This is a genomic window from Microbacterium luteum, assembly GCF_015277875.1.
GTDB classification, from domain to species: domain Bacteria; phylum Actinomycetota; class Actinomycetes; order Actinomycetales; family Microbacteriaceae; genus Microbacterium; species Microbacterium luteum.
Genome location: NZ_CP063814.1, coordinates 1,542,728 through 1,558,792, shown reverse-complemented (window position 1 = coordinate 1,558,792; position 16,065 = coordinate 1,542,728). Strand labels below are relative to the sequence as shown.

At 69.5% G+C, this 16,065-nt stretch carries 10 protein-coding genes; 4 read left to right on the top strand and 6 right to left on the bottom strand.

Features of this window, described 5'->3' with window-relative positions; genetic code table 11:
• Nucleotides 1–3: 3 nt before the first annotated feature.
• Complete coding sequence (gene gatC / locus IM777_RS07620) at nt 4–303, bottom strand: Asp-tRNA(Asn)/Glu-tRNA(Gln) amidotransferase subunit GatC (RefSeq protein ID WP_194385145.1); 300 nt, start codon at nt 301–303, stop codon at nt 4–6.
• A 64-nt stretch (nt 304–367) separates the two neighbouring features.
• Between gatC and IM777_RS07615 the strand changes: the two genes are divergently transcribed.
• Nucleotides 368–2,065, top strand: a complete 1,698-nt coding sequence (locus IM777_RS07615) for a long-chain-fatty-acid--CoA ligase (protein ID WP_228481013.1) — start codon at nt 368–370, stop codon at nt 2,063–2,065.
• Nucleotides 2,066–2,098: 33 nt separating this feature from the next.
• On the opposite strand, the gene ligA is transcribed toward IM777_RS07615, so the two are convergent.
• The 3 genes from ligA to IM777_RS07600 all read right to left on the bottom strand — a co-directional run bounded on the left by ligA (nt 2,099) and on the right by IM777_RS07600 (nt 6,748).
• Entirely contained in the window at nt 2,099–4,357 is a 2,259-nt protein-coding gene (gene ligA / locus IM777_RS07610) for an NAD-dependent DNA ligase LigA (protein ID WP_194385143.1), read from the bottom strand.
• Between the two features lie 67 nt (nt 4,358–4,424).
• Nucleotides 4,425–5,522, bottom strand: a complete 1,098-nt coding sequence (gene mnmA, locus IM777_RS07605; RefSeq protein ID WP_194385142.1) for a tRNA 2-thiouridine(34) synthase MnmA — start codon at nt 5,520–5,522, stop codon at nt 4,425–4,427.
• Between the two features lie 62 nt (nt 5,523–5,584).
• Nucleotides 5,585–6,748, bottom strand: coding sequence for a cysteine desulfurase family protein (locus IM777_RS07600; protein ID WP_194385141.1), 1,164 nt, complete (start codon nt 6,746–6,748; stop codon nt 5,585–5,587).
• A gap of 64 nt (nt 6,749–6,812) precedes the next feature.
• On the opposite strand from IM777_RS07600, the gene glgX reads away from it, so the two are divergent.
• From glgX to glgB, 3 genes are read left to right on the top strand one after another with little or no spacing between them, the layout of a single operon-like run.
• Nucleotides 6,813–8,912, top strand: coding sequence for a glycogen debranching protein GlgX (glgX, locus tag IM777_RS07595; protein ID WP_194385140.1), 2,100 nt, complete (start codon nt 6,813–6,815; stop codon nt 8,910–8,912).
• 38 nt (nt 8,913–8,950) lie between these two features.
• Complete coding sequence (locus IM777_RS07590) at nt 8,951–11,032, top strand: alpha-1,4-glucan--maltose-1-phosphate maltosyltransferase (RefSeq protein ID WP_194385139.1); 2,082 nt, start codon at nt 8,951–8,953, stop codon at nt 11,030–11,032.
• The gene (gene glgB, locus IM777_RS07585) at nt 11,029–13,209 is read left to right on the top strand and encodes a 1,4-alpha-glucan branching protein GlgB (protein WP_194385138.1); all 2,181 of its coding nucleotides are present in this window, start codon (nt 11,029–11,031) and stop codon (nt 13,207–13,209) included. The genes IM777_RS07590 and glgB overlap by 4 nt, the downstream gene beginning before the upstream one ends.
• Before the next feature lie 55 nt (nt 13,210–13,264).
• On the opposite strand, the gene IM777_RS07580 is transcribed toward glgB, so the two are convergent.
• Nucleotides 13,265–14,167, bottom strand: a complete 903-nt coding sequence (locus IM777_RS07580) for a tetratricopeptide repeat protein (RefSeq protein WP_194385489.1) — start codon at nt 14,165–14,167, stop codon at nt 13,265–13,267.
• Between the two features lie 23 nt (nt 14,168–14,190).
• A complete protein-coding gene (locus IM777_RS07575; RefSeq protein ID WP_228481073.1) occupies nt 14,191–16,032 on the bottom strand; it encodes a DUF8094 domain-containing protein in 1,842 nt (613 codons plus the stop codon).
• Nucleotides 16,033–16,065 lie beyond the last annotated feature (33 nt).

Genomic DNA, 16,065 nt, shown 5'->3' with positions numbered 1-16,065 from the left:
CCTCTACTGCTCTTCGCCGAGGATCGCGGTCACGCGGAAACGGCCGTCGGCGGCATCCGGAGCGTTCTGGAGCGCCTCGTCGACGGTGAGCGTGTGCCCCACCTCGTCGGCACGGAAGACGTTCTGCAGCGGGATGGGATGGCTCGTGGCGACCACATCCGGTGTCGCCACCTGCGACACCTTCGCGATGTTGTCGACGATCGCATCGAGCTGCCCGGTGAGGCGGTCGACCTCCTCGTCGTCGAGCTGGATCCTGGCGAGCACACCGAGATGGCGCACGAGATCGGGGGTGATTTCAGACACCAGACCATTGTAGGCGGGTGTCTCCGTCCGTCCCGGGGCACGCGACCCGTCTAGGCTGATGCCCGTGTCAGCGACCTACGACCCGCCGCGTCCGTGGATCCACAGCTACGCCGAAGGAGTTCCGGAGGACCTGGCGGAGGTCTCGGGCTCGCTCGTGGACATCGTCGCCGCTTCGGCGCGCACCCACCCCGATGCTCCCGCGCTGGAGTTCTTCGGGCGCACGACGAGCTATCGGGATCTGGAGGTGCAGATCTCTCGAGCCGCCGCCGGGCTGAGGGAGGTCGGGGTGACCGCGGGCGAACCGGTCGCGATCGTCCTTCCCAACTGCCCGCAGCACGTCGTGGCCTTCTACGCGATCCTGCGCCTGGGTGCGGTCGTCGTGGAGCACAATCCGCTCTACACGCCGGTCGAGCTGGAACGCCAGTTCGCCGATCACGGCGCGAAGCACGCCATCGTGTGGTCCAAGGTCGCGGCGACGGTGCAGGCGTTCTCCGACGAGGTACGCGTGGATTCCCTCGTCTCGGTGGATCTCACCACCGCGATGCCCTGGCACACCCGACTGGCGCTGCACCTGCCCATCCGAAAGGCGCGCGAGGGGCGTGAGGCGCTGACGGCGCCCACCTCCGGGACCATCGCCTGGGACGACGTCGTCAGCGCCACCGCCTTGGATGCATCGCATCCGCGACCGGAGACGGACGACCTCGCGCTCATCCAATACACCAGCGGCACGACCGGGTCACCGAAGGGCGCCCGCCTCACGCACCGGAACCTTCTCGCAAACGCGGCGCAGGCCCGAGCATGGGTTCCCACGATCACGCGCGGCGAAGGCTGCGTCGTCTACGCGGTGCTTCCGATGTTCCATGCCTACGGCCTCACGCTCTGCTTGACGTTCGCCATGTCGATGGCGGCCCGCCTGGTGCTCTTCCCTCGCTTCGATCCCGACATGGTGCTGTCGGTCACGAAGAAGCGGCCCGCGACGTTCCTCCCTCTCGTGCCGCCGATCGCACGACGCCTGCTCGCCTCGGCCGAGGAGCGGGGAGTGTCGCTGGCGGGAACCGGCATCGCGATCTCCGGCGCCATGGCGCTCTCACACGATCTGGTCGTGCCCTTCGAGGCGGCCACCGGCGGCTATCTGGTCGAGGGGTACGGCCTGTCGGAGTGCTCCCCCGTCCTGATGGCCAACCCGGTCGCCCCCCACCGCGTCCCTGGAACCGTCGGACTCCCCCTCCCCGGCACGGAGTGCCGCGTCGTGGATCCCGAGGATCCCGGCCGCGACATGCCCCCGGGAGAGGCGGGTGAGCTGATCGTGCGCGGACCGCAGGTCTTCGACGGGTACTTCCGCAAGCCGGAGGAGACCGCCGCCGTCTTCGCGGGCGACTGGTTCCGCACCGGGGATATCGTCACGATCGACGATGCCGGGTTCGTCCGGATCGTCGACCGCATCAAGGAGCTCGTGATCACGGGCGGCTTCAACGTCGCTCCGACCGAGGTCGAGAACGCGCTGCGGCGGCATCCGAGCATCGCCGATGCCGCCGTCGTCGGTCTGCCCGATGATCGTGCCGGTGAACAGGTCGTCGCGGCCGTCGTCGCCGCCGCCGGACAGCGGATCGACCCGGAGGCGATCCGGGCCTTCGCCCGCGAGGAGCTCACGCCCTACAAGGTGCCCAAGCGGGTCGTCGTGGTCGACGAGCTGCCGACATCATTGATCGGCAAGGTGCTGCGGCGGCAGGTGCGCGATCGACTCCTTGCGGACGACGTCTGAGCCGGGCGGCCGTCGCCGGACGGACGTCCGGAGTCAGGCCGGTTCCTCCAGCGCGGAGGGACCTTCGGTGACGAGCAGGTGGAACTGAGCGGCGTCGATCACCCGCACCCCGAGCTGCTCTGCCTTGGCGAGCTTGGACCCCGCGCCGGGACCGGCCGCGACGAAGTCGGTCTTCTTGGACACGCTCGAAGCCGCCTTGCCACCCGCGTTGACGATCGCCTCCTGCGCTCCCTCGCGCGTATAGCCCTCCAGCGTCCCCGTCGCCACCACGGTGACGCCTTCGAGCACGCCCCCCGCGACGGCCGCCGCCCCCGGTCCGGGGTGACCGGGAGTCGCCAATCGCGCGCCGGCCGCGGCCCATCGCTCGACGATGTCGCGATGCCAGTCGACATCGAACCATGCCTGCAGGGAATCCGCGATGATGCCGCCGACGCCGTCGACCGCCGCGAGCTCGTCGCGGGTCGCTGCCCGGATCGCATCGACCGATCCGAACCACTGCGCGAGGGCGCGGGCGGCGACCGGACCCACATGCCGGATGTTGAGCGCAACGAGGAAGCGCCACAGCTCCTTCGACCTCGCGCCGTCGAGATTCGCGAGCAGTGATGTCGCCGCGGCGGAGAGGATGTGCTCTTCGTCGCCGTCGAAATCGCCGCCGTCGTCGAACGCGGGATCTGTGCGTTTGCGACGCCGCCGGAACGGCGACCGTGTATCGGGGGTGCCGTCTTCGAGCAGTCGAGGGAGACCGGTCTCGGCGTCGCGCACGACCACATCGATTCCGAACAGGTCGCGCGGAGTGAGGTCGAACAGGCCCGCCTCGGTGCTCAGCGGGGGTTCCTCGGGGCGCACCGGCTGCGTGAGGGCGGCGGCGGACACCTCGCCCAGTCCTTCGATGTCGAGCGCACCGCGCGACCCGATGTGCTCGACGCGACCGCGCACCTGAGCCGGGCACGACCTGGTGTTCGGGCAGCGCAGGTCGATGTCGCCCTCCTTCGCGGGGGCGAGCGGTGAATCGCACTCCGGGCACCTCGCGGGCATCACGAACGCGCGTTCACCGCCGTCCCGCAGCTCGACGACCGGCCCCAGCACCTCGGGAATGACGTCGCCGGCCTTGCGGAGCACGACGGTGTCGCCGATGAGAACCCCCTTGGCCTTCACGACATCCTGATTGTGGAGGGTCGCCTGACGCACGACCGAGCCGGCGACCTTCGCGGGCTCGAGGACGGCGAAGGGCGTGGCGCGCCCCGTGCGTCCGACCGAGACCACGATGTCGAGCAGCTTGGTGTTCACCTGTTCCGGCGGATACTTGTAGGCGATGGCCCAGCGCGGGGCGCGGCTGGTCGCCCCGAGCTCCTCGTGCATCGCCAGGTCGTCCACCTTGACGACGATGCCGTCGATCTCGTGCTCCACGTCGTGGCGGTGCTCGCCGTAATGACGGATGAATGCGGCGGCCTCGGCCGCGCCGGGGACCACGCGGAAGTACGGGCTGACCGGAAGACCCCACGACGCCAGCAGGCCGTACACCTCGCTCTGGGACGCGACCGGCGGATTCGGCCAGGCCCCGATCCCGTGCACCGTGAGCCGCAGCCGCGACAGCCGCTCATGCATCGCCTGCAGCTGACGCTCGTTCTTGCCCTCGCGCTTCTGGCGCAGCGATCCCGACGCGGCGTTCCGCGGGTTGGCGAACAGGCGGTCGCCCTGCTCCTGCTGGAAAGCGTTCAGCGAGTCGAAGTCGGCGACTGTGAAGAAGACCTCGCCGCGCACCTCGACCAGGGGCGGATGCCCGTCTCCGTGCAGCGCAGACGGGATGCCCGCGATGCCGCGCACGTTCTCCGTCACGTCTTCGCCGACGCGACCGTCTCCACGCGTGGCGGCACTGGTCAGCCTGCCGTGCTCGTAGCGAAGCGACAGCGCGAGGCCGTCGATCTTGAGTTCGCACAGGAACGGCACCACGCGGCCGGCATCGCGCTCCACGCGTGCCGCCCACACCCGGAATTCGTCCTCGCTGAAGACGTTGTCCAGGCTCAGCATGCGCTCGGCGTGCGTGACCGGCGCGAACAGCGTGCCGGAGGCCGCGCCCACGGTGAGCGTCGGGGAATCCTGTCCCTGCAGTTCCGGGTGGAGCCGCTCGAGCTTGTCCAGGCGCTGCATCCAGCCGTCGTAGGTGGCGTCGTCGACGATCTCCGCATCGTCGCCGTAATAGGCGTCGCGCGCGGCGCCGATGCGGTCGGTGAGGGCTCTCACCTCGTCGCGCGCCTGGTCGAGAGTCAGCTCAGCCCGTTCACCTTCAGCCACCCCGTCAGTCTATGGACGCCCGCCGACACGACGGTCGGACGGGGCCGGAGCGGGATCGCGGCCACCCTCATGCGTCGACGGGAACGGCTGATTCCGTCCGGTCGATCGTGAACTGGCCGAGTACGCGCGTGCCGTCGTAGAGCACGGCCGTCTGTCCCGGGGCGACGCCGTCGAACGGCGTCTGCGGCTCGACGGTGATCACGTCGTCCTCGATCCACGCCAGCGCCGGCACCGGCTCCGCGTGAGCGCGGATCTGCACGTGGCAGGAGAAGTCCGACTCCGTCGGGGCCGCGCCCGCCCACGAGCGGCGCACGCCCGCGATGCGCGCGCACGCGAGCGCCTCCTTCGGTCCGACCACGACCGTGTTCGACACCGGCCTGACCTCGAGCACGAAGCGGGGCTTGCCGTCGGCTGCGGGCACGCCGAGTTGAAGTCCCCGACGCTGCCCCACGGTGAACGCGTGCGCCCCTTCGTGCGATCCCACGACCGCGCCGGCGCGATCGACGATGTCGCCCTTCTCCGCCCCGACCCTGTCGGCCAGCCACCCTCGGGTGTCGCCGTCGGGGATGAAGCAGATGTCATGACTGTCGGGCTTGCGGGCCACGGTCAGCCCCCGCTCTTCGGCTTCGGACCGGACGAGCTCCTTCGAGGGCGTGTCGCCCAGGGGGAAGTACGTGTGCGCCAGCTGATCGGCGGTGAGCACCCCGAGCACATACGACTGGTCCTTCGCGGCGTCGGATGCGCGGTGCAGCTCGAGTCCCCCCTCACCCTCGACGAGCGTGGCGTAGTGCCCGGTGCACACCGCGTCGAAGCCGAGCTCGAGAGCGCGCTCGAGGAGAGCGGCGAACTTGATCTTCTCGTTGCAGCGCATGCAGGGATTGGGCGTTCGACCGGCGCGGTACTCGGCGACGAAGTCATCGATGACGTCATCGCGGAAGCGCTCGGAGAAGTCCCACACGTAGAACGGGATGCCGAGTGAATCCGCGGCGCGACGGGCGTCCATCGCATCCTCGATCGTGCAGCAGCCGCGACTGCCGGCTCGGAGCGTGCCGCCTGCGCGCGACAGCGCCAGATGCACGCCGACGACGTCGTGACCGGCCTCGACCGCCCGGGCGGTCGCCACCGCCGAGTCGACACCGCCACTCATCGCCGCAAGGATCCTCATGCGAACCAGTCTAGGGACGGCGGACTGACCGGCGCCTGACCGCCGGTCCTCACCCGGCCTGCTCAGCGGGCGGCGCGAGCTCGCGACACCGCTTCCGGAAGCGCCGCGGACAACGCGTCGACGTCGTCGACGGTGCTCGTGCGACCGAGAGTGATGCGAAGCACCTGTCGCGCCGCCCGCTCGTCGAACCCCAGCGCCTGCACGACGTGGGACGGTTCGGGCACGCCCGCCTGGCACGCCGAGCCGGTGGAGACGGCGATCCCGCGTTGATCGAGCAGGAACAGCAGGGACTCGCCCCCCGCTCCCGGAAGATGCAGGTGCAGATTGCCCGGGATCCTGTCGATCGGATCTCCGAGGGGAACGACATCGGGGATGTCGCGGCGGATGGCCGCGAGCGCGCGCTCGCGCAGCGCGGAGAGGCGCCTGGCTTCCTCCTCCCGTTCGGCGACGGCGAGTTCGGCGGCCACGGCGAAGGCGGTCGCTCCGGCGACATCCTGCGTTCCCGCCCGCAGGGAGCGCTGCTGTCCGCCTCCGTGCAGCAGCGGCGTCGGCTCGGCGTGGCGCGACACCACGAGCGCGCCCACCCCCACGGGCCCTCCGATCTTGTGCGCCGACACGCTGAGTGCCACCAGCCCCGTTCCATCGCGGACATCGCCCCGCCACCGAGCGAAGTCGACGGGCACGTGCCCGAAGGCCGAGACGGCGTCGAGGTGGAGAGGCGTCCCCGCGGCGACTGCCTCCGCCGCGAGTGCCGGCGCGTCGTTGACGGTGCCGACCTCGTTGTTCGCGACGAGTGCCGTGGCCAGGGCCGCACCCGGGAGGGCCGCCCCGAAGGACGCAGGCGGGATGCGCCCCAGCCGGTCCAGCTCCACCGAGCGGACACGGGCCCCGCGGCGGGCTGCCAGCCATCCCACCGTGTCGAGGGTCGCGTGATGCTCGCCGTCGGGGAGGACGATCGCATCCCCCTCACCCCCGCGCGCGTCCCACAGGCCCTTGATCGCCAGGTTCACCGCTTCGGTGCCTCCCGACGTGAACACCACCTCGATCGATCCGCATCCGAGCACCGCTGCGAGCCGTTCGCGCGCCTCCTCCAGGAGGCGGCGCGCGCCCTGGCCGGCGGCGTGGATCGCCGACGCATTGCCGACGCGCGTCTGCACGTGCACCCAGGCGTCGCGCGCCTCGGGGCGCAGCGATGTGCCGGCGGCGTGATCGAGGTAGACGACCATCCCCCTCCTTCGACGGTCTCGCGTCCGAGTGCTGCCTTCTCGCGGCGTCACTACTCTAGATCGCATGTCCCCCGCCCCCTCCACTGCGCCCGCGCCGGCTCTTTCCTCGCCCGCTTTCGACGATCTGGGAGTCACCCTGCACGACGGCGGCGGCACCCTCCGCGTGTGGTCAGAGGACGCGGATGCGATCGAGCTCGTGGTCTTCGATGACGCCGACCTCGACTGGAGCATCGCGGACATCCCGCTGGAACCGGTCGGTGACGGCGTGTGGAGCGTGAGCAGCGATCTGCTGCGGCCGGGTGCGCGATATGCCGTGCGCGCGGACGGCCCACGCACGCCGGGGGCCACCTTCAACCGTGGCACGCTGCTCATCGAACCGTACTCCCGGGGCCTGGCCACCGGTGACGGGTACGAGGACTGGCGGTCGGTCGTGGTGGATCGGAGCTTCGACTGGGGAGGCGTCACGAAGCCGCTCACCCCCATGGATCGCACCGTGATCTACGAAGGTCACGTGAAGGGACTCTCCAAGCGCCACCCGGGAGTGCCGCCCGCGCTGCACGGCACGTATGCAGGCCTCGCGCATCCGGCGATGATCGAGCACTACCAGCAGCTCGGGGTGACCGCCCTGCAGCTGCTGCCCATTCATGCATTCGCCACGGAACCTCGGCTCCTGCAGCACGGGCTGGCCAACTACTGGGGCTACAACTCGCTGAACTTCTTCACCCCCCACGCCGCGTACGCGACCGAGGAGAACCGTCGCCGAGGCCCTGACGCGGTCCTGCGCGAGGTGAAGGGAATGGTGAAGCTCCTGCACGAGGCGGGCATCGAGGTCATCCTCGACGTCGTCTACAACCACACCAGCGAAGAAGGTCTCGGCGGACCCCGCACGAGCCTGCGCGGTCTGGACAACCGCCACTACTACCGGCAGCAGGACGACGGCACCTACATCGACGTCACCGGGTGCGGGAACTCGCTGAACACCGCAACGGACGCCGCCGCCCGTCTCGTGCTGGACTCGCTCCGATACTGGGCGCAAGACGTGCAGATCGACGGCTTCCGCTTCGATCTCGCCGCCACCCTGGGCCGCGACGCCGCCCACGCCTTCACCCCGGACCATCCCCTGCTCCGGGGGATCATCGCCGATCCGGCTTTGGCAGGCGTGAAGAAGATCGCCGAGCCGTGGGATGTCGGAATGGGGGGCTGGCAGACCGGCAACTTCGGCGACGGCTGGCACGAGTGGAACGACCGCTACCGCGATCGCGTGCGCAACTTCTGGCTCAGCGACATCGATTACGCGCGCCGGGCCGACGTCACGCCCGTCGGAGTCGGCGGCGTCGCCACGCGACTCGCGGGTTCCTCCCACACGTTCTCCGCCGAGCGCGGGCCGCTCGCGAGCGTGAACTTCGTCACCGCTCACGACGGATTCACCCTTCACGACCTCGTCTCGTACGACGTGAAGCACAATCTCGGCAACGGCGAGCAGAATCGCGACGGCGCCGACACGAATCGCTCGTTCAACCACGGTGCTGAGGGGCACACCGACGACGCGGGAATCCTCGCGACACGACGCAAGGCGATGCGGAACCTCCTCGGAACCCTCTTGCTGTCGGCGGGCGTGCCGATGCTGACGGCGGGCGACGAGTTCGGGCGCAGCCAGCGCGGGAACAACAACGCCTACTGCCACGATTCCCCGCTCACGTGGCTGTCGTGGGAGCACGCGGGCTGGCAGGAGGACCTGCAGGCTCACGTCGCGCGCCTCATCGCACTGCGTCAGCAGAATCCGGCCCTGCGGCCTGTGCGCTACGCCAAGCGCGGGGAGCACGTTCCGTCCGCGTCGGTGATGGAGTGGTACGACGAGCACGGCGAGACGATGTCGGATGAGCGGTGGAACGACTCCTCCAAGCGCACCCTCCAGTATGTCGCGGCCTCGACGCCCGAGCACGAGGCCCGCAATCGCATCCTGCTCGTCGTGCACGGGTCCGAGCGTCCGGTGACGGTGACCCTCCCCGAGATCGACGACGCGCAGCGCTTCGTCCGCCTGTGGTCCAGCCTGGACGAACGACCCGCGCAGGAGGCCTCCGCCCACGCGCCCGGCGAGCGCATCGACCTGCCGGGGACCGCTATGGAACTGTTCCGCGTGGAGAGTGTCAACCCCCACCCCTGACCCTGTATCCCTCCACGCTGTCGCGATAGGTTCGGACCGTGGTCACGTCGCGCACAGCACAGCCCCAGCCCTGGCGGAGCGCCGCCTCGATCCCCGTCCGGCCTGCGTCGGATGCGCAACCCGCGCGGGATACCGCGATCGGGCGCATCCCCACCACGGGATCCTCTCCCACCGTGCCGGGGGGCGACTTCCGCCCCAAGGCGTTCGTCGGCGAGGTGGTGCCGTTCGAGATCACGGCGTTCCGCGACGGGCACGACCGGATCGGCGTTCAGGTGCGCCTCACGTCGCCGGGGGGAGACCAGTCCCTCCATCGGTTGAACCCGCTCGACGGCGGGATGGACCGGTGGAGCGCACTCGTATCGGTTCTCGAGCAGGGCGTGTGGCGCTTCCGCTTCGAGGCGTTCTCCGACGAGTTCGCGACGTGGCGCCATGCCGCCGACGTGAAGATCGCCGCGGGTGTGGACACGGCGCTCATGCGGGAGATCGGTGCGCGGCTGTTCACGCGCGGCGCCGAGGAGCGATCCCGGCCGGCAGCCGAGAAGCGGGCGCTCACCGCCGCCGCGGCCTCTCTGCGCGACGACCAGGTCGACGATGTCGCGGCACGCGGCATCGTGCTCGACGACGAGATCGCGGCGATGTTCTGGCGGCGACCTCTGACGGCCCTGATGACGCGCGGCGACGAGCAGGAGCTGCTGGTGGAGCGCGAGCGGGCGGGCGTGGGTGCGTGGTACGAGTTCTTCCCCCGGTCCGAAGGCGCGACCGTCCTCGAGGACGGGTCGATCCGCAGCGGCACGTTCGCGACCGCGACCGAGCGCCTTCCCGCCGTCGCGGCGATGGGTTTCGACGTGCTTTACCTGCCGCCGATCCATCCGATCGGCCGCACGAACCGCAAAGGCCCGAACAACTCCCTGGATGCCGGGCCCGCCGACCCGGGCTCGCCGTGGGCCATCGGTTCCTCCGACGGCGGACACGATGCCGTCCACCCCGATCTGGGAACCCTCGCAGACTTCCGTGCGTTCGTGCAGGCGGCCCGCACCCACGGCGTCGAGGTGGCGCTCGACCTCGCCCTGCAGGCCTCCCCCGACCACCCGTGGGTCACCGAGCACCCGGAGTGGTTCACGACCCTCCCGGACGGTTCCATCGCCTACGCCGAGAACCCGCCGAAGAAGTACCAGGACATCTACCCGATCAACTTCGACAACGATCCGGCGGGCATCCGTGCCGAAGTTCTGCGAGTGGTCCGGCACTGGATCCAGCAGGGGGTGCGGATCTTCCGCGTCGACAATCCGCACACCAAGCCGCTGCAGTTCTGGGAGTGGCTCATCGCCACGGTGAACGCGGAGGAGCCCGACGTGGTCTTCCTCGCCGAAGCCTTCACGCGGCCCGCGCCGCTGCAGGGACTCGCCAAGGCGGGATTCCAGCAGAGCTACACCTACTTCACCTGGCGCAACGAGAAGGCGGAGTTGGAGGAGTTCCTCGGCGGTCTCGCCCACGAGACGGCCGATTTCCTGCGGCCGAACCTCTTCGTGAACACGCCCGACATCCTGACCGAGTTCCTGCAGTTCGGCGGCCGACCGGCCTATGCGATCCGGGCGGCGATCGCAGCGACCGCCGCCCCCGTCTACGGTGTCTACGCCGGATACGAGCACTTCGAGAACGTGGCGCGGCCCGGCTCGGAAGAGAACATCGACAACGAGAAGTACGAGTACAAGATCCGCGATTGGGAGGGTGCCGTCGAGACCGGCGACTCGCTCGCGCCGTTCCTCACGCGCCTCAATGAGATCCGTCGAGGGCATCCCGCCCTTCGTCAGCTTCGCAACTTCTCCGCCCACTGGAGCGACGACGATTCGGTGCTGGTCTACTCCAAGCATCTCGACGCCGCCCTCAGCCCCGACGGCGTCGCCGACACGATCATCGTCGTCGTCAACGTCGATCCGCACTCGGTGCGGGAGACCACCGTGCACCTGGACACGCGGATCTGGGGCATCGCCCCGGGCGACGCCTACGAGGTCGAAGACCTCGTGACCGGGGCTCGCTGGACATGGACCGACCACAACTACGTGCGACTGGACGCGTTCACCGAACCGGTGCACATCCTCCACGTGAAGGAGGCGCGATGACCTACCCCGACGAATCCCTGCTCGACGCGATCGCGTCCGGCTCCCACCACGACCCTCACTCCGTCCTCGGACTTCACGCCACCCGCGACGACGAGGGAGCCTCGGTGTGGACCGTGCGGGCGCGGCGCCCCCTCGCATCGAGTGTGACCGCCGTTTTCGACGACGGCACGCGCGTTCCGCTCGAACACGTGCGCGGTGGCGTCTGGGAGGGATCGCGCGGGGGCGATGCGGCAGCGTACGAGATCGTCGCATCCTACGATGACGGGCCCGACTGGATCGTCGACGATCCGTATCGACACCCGCCGACGATCGGCGAACTCGACCTGCACCTGATCGGCGAGGGCCGCCACGAGCAGCTGTGGCTCGCGCTCGGCGCGCACACGCGCGAGTCCGGCGGCAGCACGGGCACCGCGTTCACCGTGTGGGCGCCTAACGCCCAGGCCGCGCGCGTGATCGGCGACTTCAACGGGTGGGACGGCGCCGCGCACGCGATGCGATCGATGGGTTCCAGCGGCGTGTGGGAGCTGTTCGTCCCGGGCGTCGAAACCGGCTCGGCGTACAAGTTCGAGTTGCGCACCAAGAGCGGTCACTGGGTCGAGAAGGCCGACCCGATGGCGCGCTGGGCGGAACTGCCTCCAGCAACCGCATCGGTGGTCGTCGACACGTCCTACTCGTGGCAGGACGATGCCTGGATGACCGAGCGCGCCCAGACGCCGGCGTTGTCGCGGCCGATGTCGATCTACGAGCTGCACCTGGGATCCTGGCGCCCGGGGCTGTCCTACCGCGAGGCGGCCGACCCGCTCGTCGAGTACGTGACCGCGCACGGATTCACGCACGTCGAGTTCCTCCCCCTCGCCGAGCATCCCTTCGGCGGGTCCTGGGGGTATCAGGTCACCGGCTACTACTCCCCCACGCGGCGCTTTGGGCATCCGGACGACCTCCGCTATCTCATCGACCGGCTCCACCAGGCCGGCATCGGCGTCATCATGGACTGGGTCCCCGGTCACTTCCCGAAGGACGCCTGGGCGCTGGCGCGATTCGACGGCGAGGCGCTGTACGAGCATCCCGATCCCCGGCGAGGTGAGCACAAGGACTGGGGCACCCTCATCTTCGACTACGGCCGCAACGAGGTGCGCAACTTCCTCGTGGCCAACGCCCTGTACTGGCTCGAGGAGTTCCATGTCGACGGTCTGCGTGTCGACGCCGTCGCTTCGATGCTCTACCTGGACTACTCCCGCGAAGCCGGGGAGTGGGAACCCAACGTGCACGGCGGTCGCGAGAACCTCGAGGCGATCCGCTTTCTGCAGGAGGTCAACGCGACCGCGTACAAGCGATACCCGGGCATCTCGATGATCGCCGAGGAATCGACGAGCTTCCCCGGCGTCACGGCCCCCACCGACCACGCCGGACTCGGCTTCGGCTTCAAGTGGAACATGGGCTGGATGAACGACTCGCTGCAGTACGTCGCGCGCGACCCGATGTACCGGGGTCATCACCAGGGAGAAATGTCCTTCTCGTTCGTGTACGCCTTCAGCGAGAACTTCGTGCTGCCGATCAGCCACGACGAGGTCGTCCACGGCAAGGGCAGCCTGTTCGGGCGCATGCCGGGCGATCACTGGCAGAAGCTCGCCAACATGCGCGGCTACCTCGCCTACATGTGGGGGCATCCGGGCAAGCAGCTCCTGTTCATGGGGCAGGAGTTCGGTCAGATGTCCGAGTGGTCCGAGGGGCGCAGCCTCGACTGGTGGATGCTCGAGCAGCCCAGTCACGAGCAGCTGGCGCGGTTCGTCTCCACGCTGAACCACGTCTACCGCGATCACTCCGCGCTGTGGTCGCGGGATGCCGACGGAGCGGCGTTCGCGCGCCTCGGCGGTCCGGCGTGGAATTCCAGCGTGATCGCCTTCTCTCGCCGGGACTGGCATGGAAACACCGTCGCGGTGATCTGCAACTTCTCCGGGGTGCCGGTGAGACCGTACGAGATCGACCTCCCGGAGGCCGGGGTGTGGCGGGAGATCCTCAATTCCGACGCCGAGGAGTACGGCGGATCCGGCGTCGGCAACCTCGGAGTGGTCCACGCCGACGAGAACGGCCGCGCCTCGATGGTGCTGCCTCCTCTCGGAGTGCTCTGGCTGAGCCACGATCGCCAGGCGCGCATCCCGTCGCCGACGCACCGCTGACACGAGATCGCCCCCGGCACGAGTGGCCGGGGGCGATCTGGTCGCGTCGTCGGAGTCAGAACAGCAAGGAGGCAAGCCGCGCACGTGCGCGGATCACCCGGGGGTCGGCGTCGCCGACGACCTGGAACAGCTCGACCAGGCGCGCACGCACGGGTGCACGGTCGTCTCCGGCGAGCTTGGAGAACAGCTCGAGAAGCCGGGCGAACGCGTCGTCGACATGACCGCCGGCGACATCGAGATCGGCCACGAGCAGCTGCGCGTCCACGTCGGTGGGCGCATCGGCGGCCGCCGCGCGCGCCTGCTGCAGGTCTGCGCCCTGCACCCGCAGGAGCAGCTGCACCTGCGCCAGACCGGCTTTCGCGTCGGCGTCGCCGGGGTTCTCGGTGATCGCCGCCTCATACGCTCGCGCGGCGCGCTCGTAGTCGCCGGCCTCGATCGCGGCGTATGCCTCGGCGTGGGCCGGCGGCAGTGCGGGCTCGCTTTCGGCGACGTCGTCGTCCGGCGCATCCTCCGGCGTGATCGTGCCCGTCACACCGTTCTGCGCCGCAGCCTGCAGGAGCTGCGCGAACACCTCGCGCACCTGCTGTTCGGGCACGGCTCCCTGGAACAGCGGCACGGGCTGTCCGGCCAGGAGGGCGACGACCATCGGAATCGACTGCGCACGGAATCCCTGTGCGAGCTGCGGGTTCGCATCGACGTCGACCTTGGCGAGGACGATTCGCCCGCCGAGCTCGGTGACGACCTTCTCGAGAATGGGGCTCAGCTGCTTGCACGGCCCGCACCAGTCGGCCCACAGATCCACCACCACCGGGACGGTGCGCGAGAGCTCGAGCACCTCACCGAACGTGGCGTCCGTGACGTCGCGCACGAGCGCCGACGAAGCCGACCCGCCGGCCGGTCGGGGCGCGGCGGGGTCGGGGCGGTTACGGAGGGAAGACAGGTCGACGGCACCGCGCATCGCGGCCGCCGTGGCGGCATCGGTCACTCAATCACCTTCGCGTCGAGAATGTTTGAAACGTATCCGAGAAGCCGGATCTTCTCACTCGAGCCCTGGCCGGGCACGTAGAAGAACAGCTGGTCGACATACACGGTACTGAATCCTTCGGAGGATTCGTCCACACCGGTCAGCGTCTGCACGGTGGGATTGTTGTCGAGCTTGATCACCGCATCGTCGTCGGTGGGCTTGACCGTGTCGGTCTCCTGGATGGTGACCGCCACGATGGCTCCGCTCTCGAGGGTGGCCAGCGCTGTGGGGTCCTCCTCGCCGGGCTCGGTCGAGAAGGTCAGCTCCCCTGTCGATTCGGCCGTCTCGTTGAACTCGTCGAGCCGCTTCTGCCGGTCGGCAGCGACACCGATGCGGAACTGGTCCTCATCGAGCTCGAACAGGGAGGCGTACTCGCTGTCTTCGCCGTTGTTGATCACATCCGCGTAGGCGGTCGACAATTCCTGCGGCTCCATGATGAGGAACGGCGAATCGGGCTGAACCTGCGTCGCACCGACGTACACGGGCGCCAGGTCGGGAAGGGTCGTGTCTGCTTCGAGATACGAGTACGAGGTCAGCTTGTAGTCCGACCATGCGTCCTGCTGGCTCAGGAACATCGTCGTCGCGGCCGTGCCCTCGGGATCGTTCACAACCGCGAGGAAGGTGCGGGGCCAGCCTTCGGTCGCCTGGGGCAGCACGACCTCGAGGGGCGTGGTGGCGAAGGCCGGCAGCCCCTCACGGTCCTCGATCGCCTCTTGCAGGGTGTACAGGGTCTCTCGCTCGGCGAGGGGTGCACCCTCGAGCCGCGTGGCCGCCAGATCGGCGTCTCGGGCCTCGTCCGCCTCGGCGACGGTCGCCGCCACGCGCTCGATGATGCGCTCCGCCTGGGGCCGCGTGACCGCAGGAGACTGCTGGCCCTCCGGGACGATGACCGAAGCGGTGGGCGAAGGGGTGGGTGTTCCGGCCAGGTCGGGCCACGCGTCGGCCGTGCAGCCTGCGAGGACCAGCGCCGAAGCGGCGACGACCGGGACCGCGATCATGCTGCGCCGACCACGCCCCACGGCGCGCCGGGACGGGGTGCTGCTGATCACGCCCTTGTCGGGGTCGTCGACCGCGACGTCGATCGGCTCCGTCGCGGGAAGGGGCAGGCCCTTCCGGCGCGGTCCGCGCGACCGGCGCACGTGACGGATTCCGAGCACGTACAGGATCAGTCCGATGACCATGAGGATCGCACCACCCACGATGAGAGGGCCGGCCCACGGCGTGCCGTTCTCGATCGGCCACGACACGCTGAGATCCGTGGGCGCGGGCTCCGTTCCGTCGGCGGCCACGAGCACGCTCATGTCCGCGGGAAGCTGCAGCGGCGCCACGAGGAGGTCGGCCTGCTGATACTCGTCGAGCCAGAGGTCGGATCCGACCGGATTGCGCCCGGGCGCTGCCTCTTCGGCGGCGGCGTCGTCCGCGGAAGCGGCATCGTCGGCACCCTCACCCTCATCGGCGACCTCCGTCTCTGCCGGCTCCGGGACGGCGGGGGCGATGGTGGACGTCGTGATCGTGCCGGTGTCGTCGGCGGTCACGTGGGCGTACTCGGCGTCGGAGAGCCACGCCTCGAGATCGGCCGTGCGGCCGTAGGCCGCGAAGAGCTCGCCCTCCCCCTGCACCCGAAGCGTCTGCGGACCGGACACAGCCGTCATCGCGCCGCCGTCGATGAGCACGTACGGCACATCTCCCTCGACGTCGAACTGCGCGGTCTGCGCGTCGGGACCCTGGAAGACGGTGCGCTGCGCGATACCCGCGCCGATCATCACCGCGGCGAGGACGAACGCCAGCACGGCCCACACGAATCGCAAGGAAACACCTCTCCACGTCCGCTT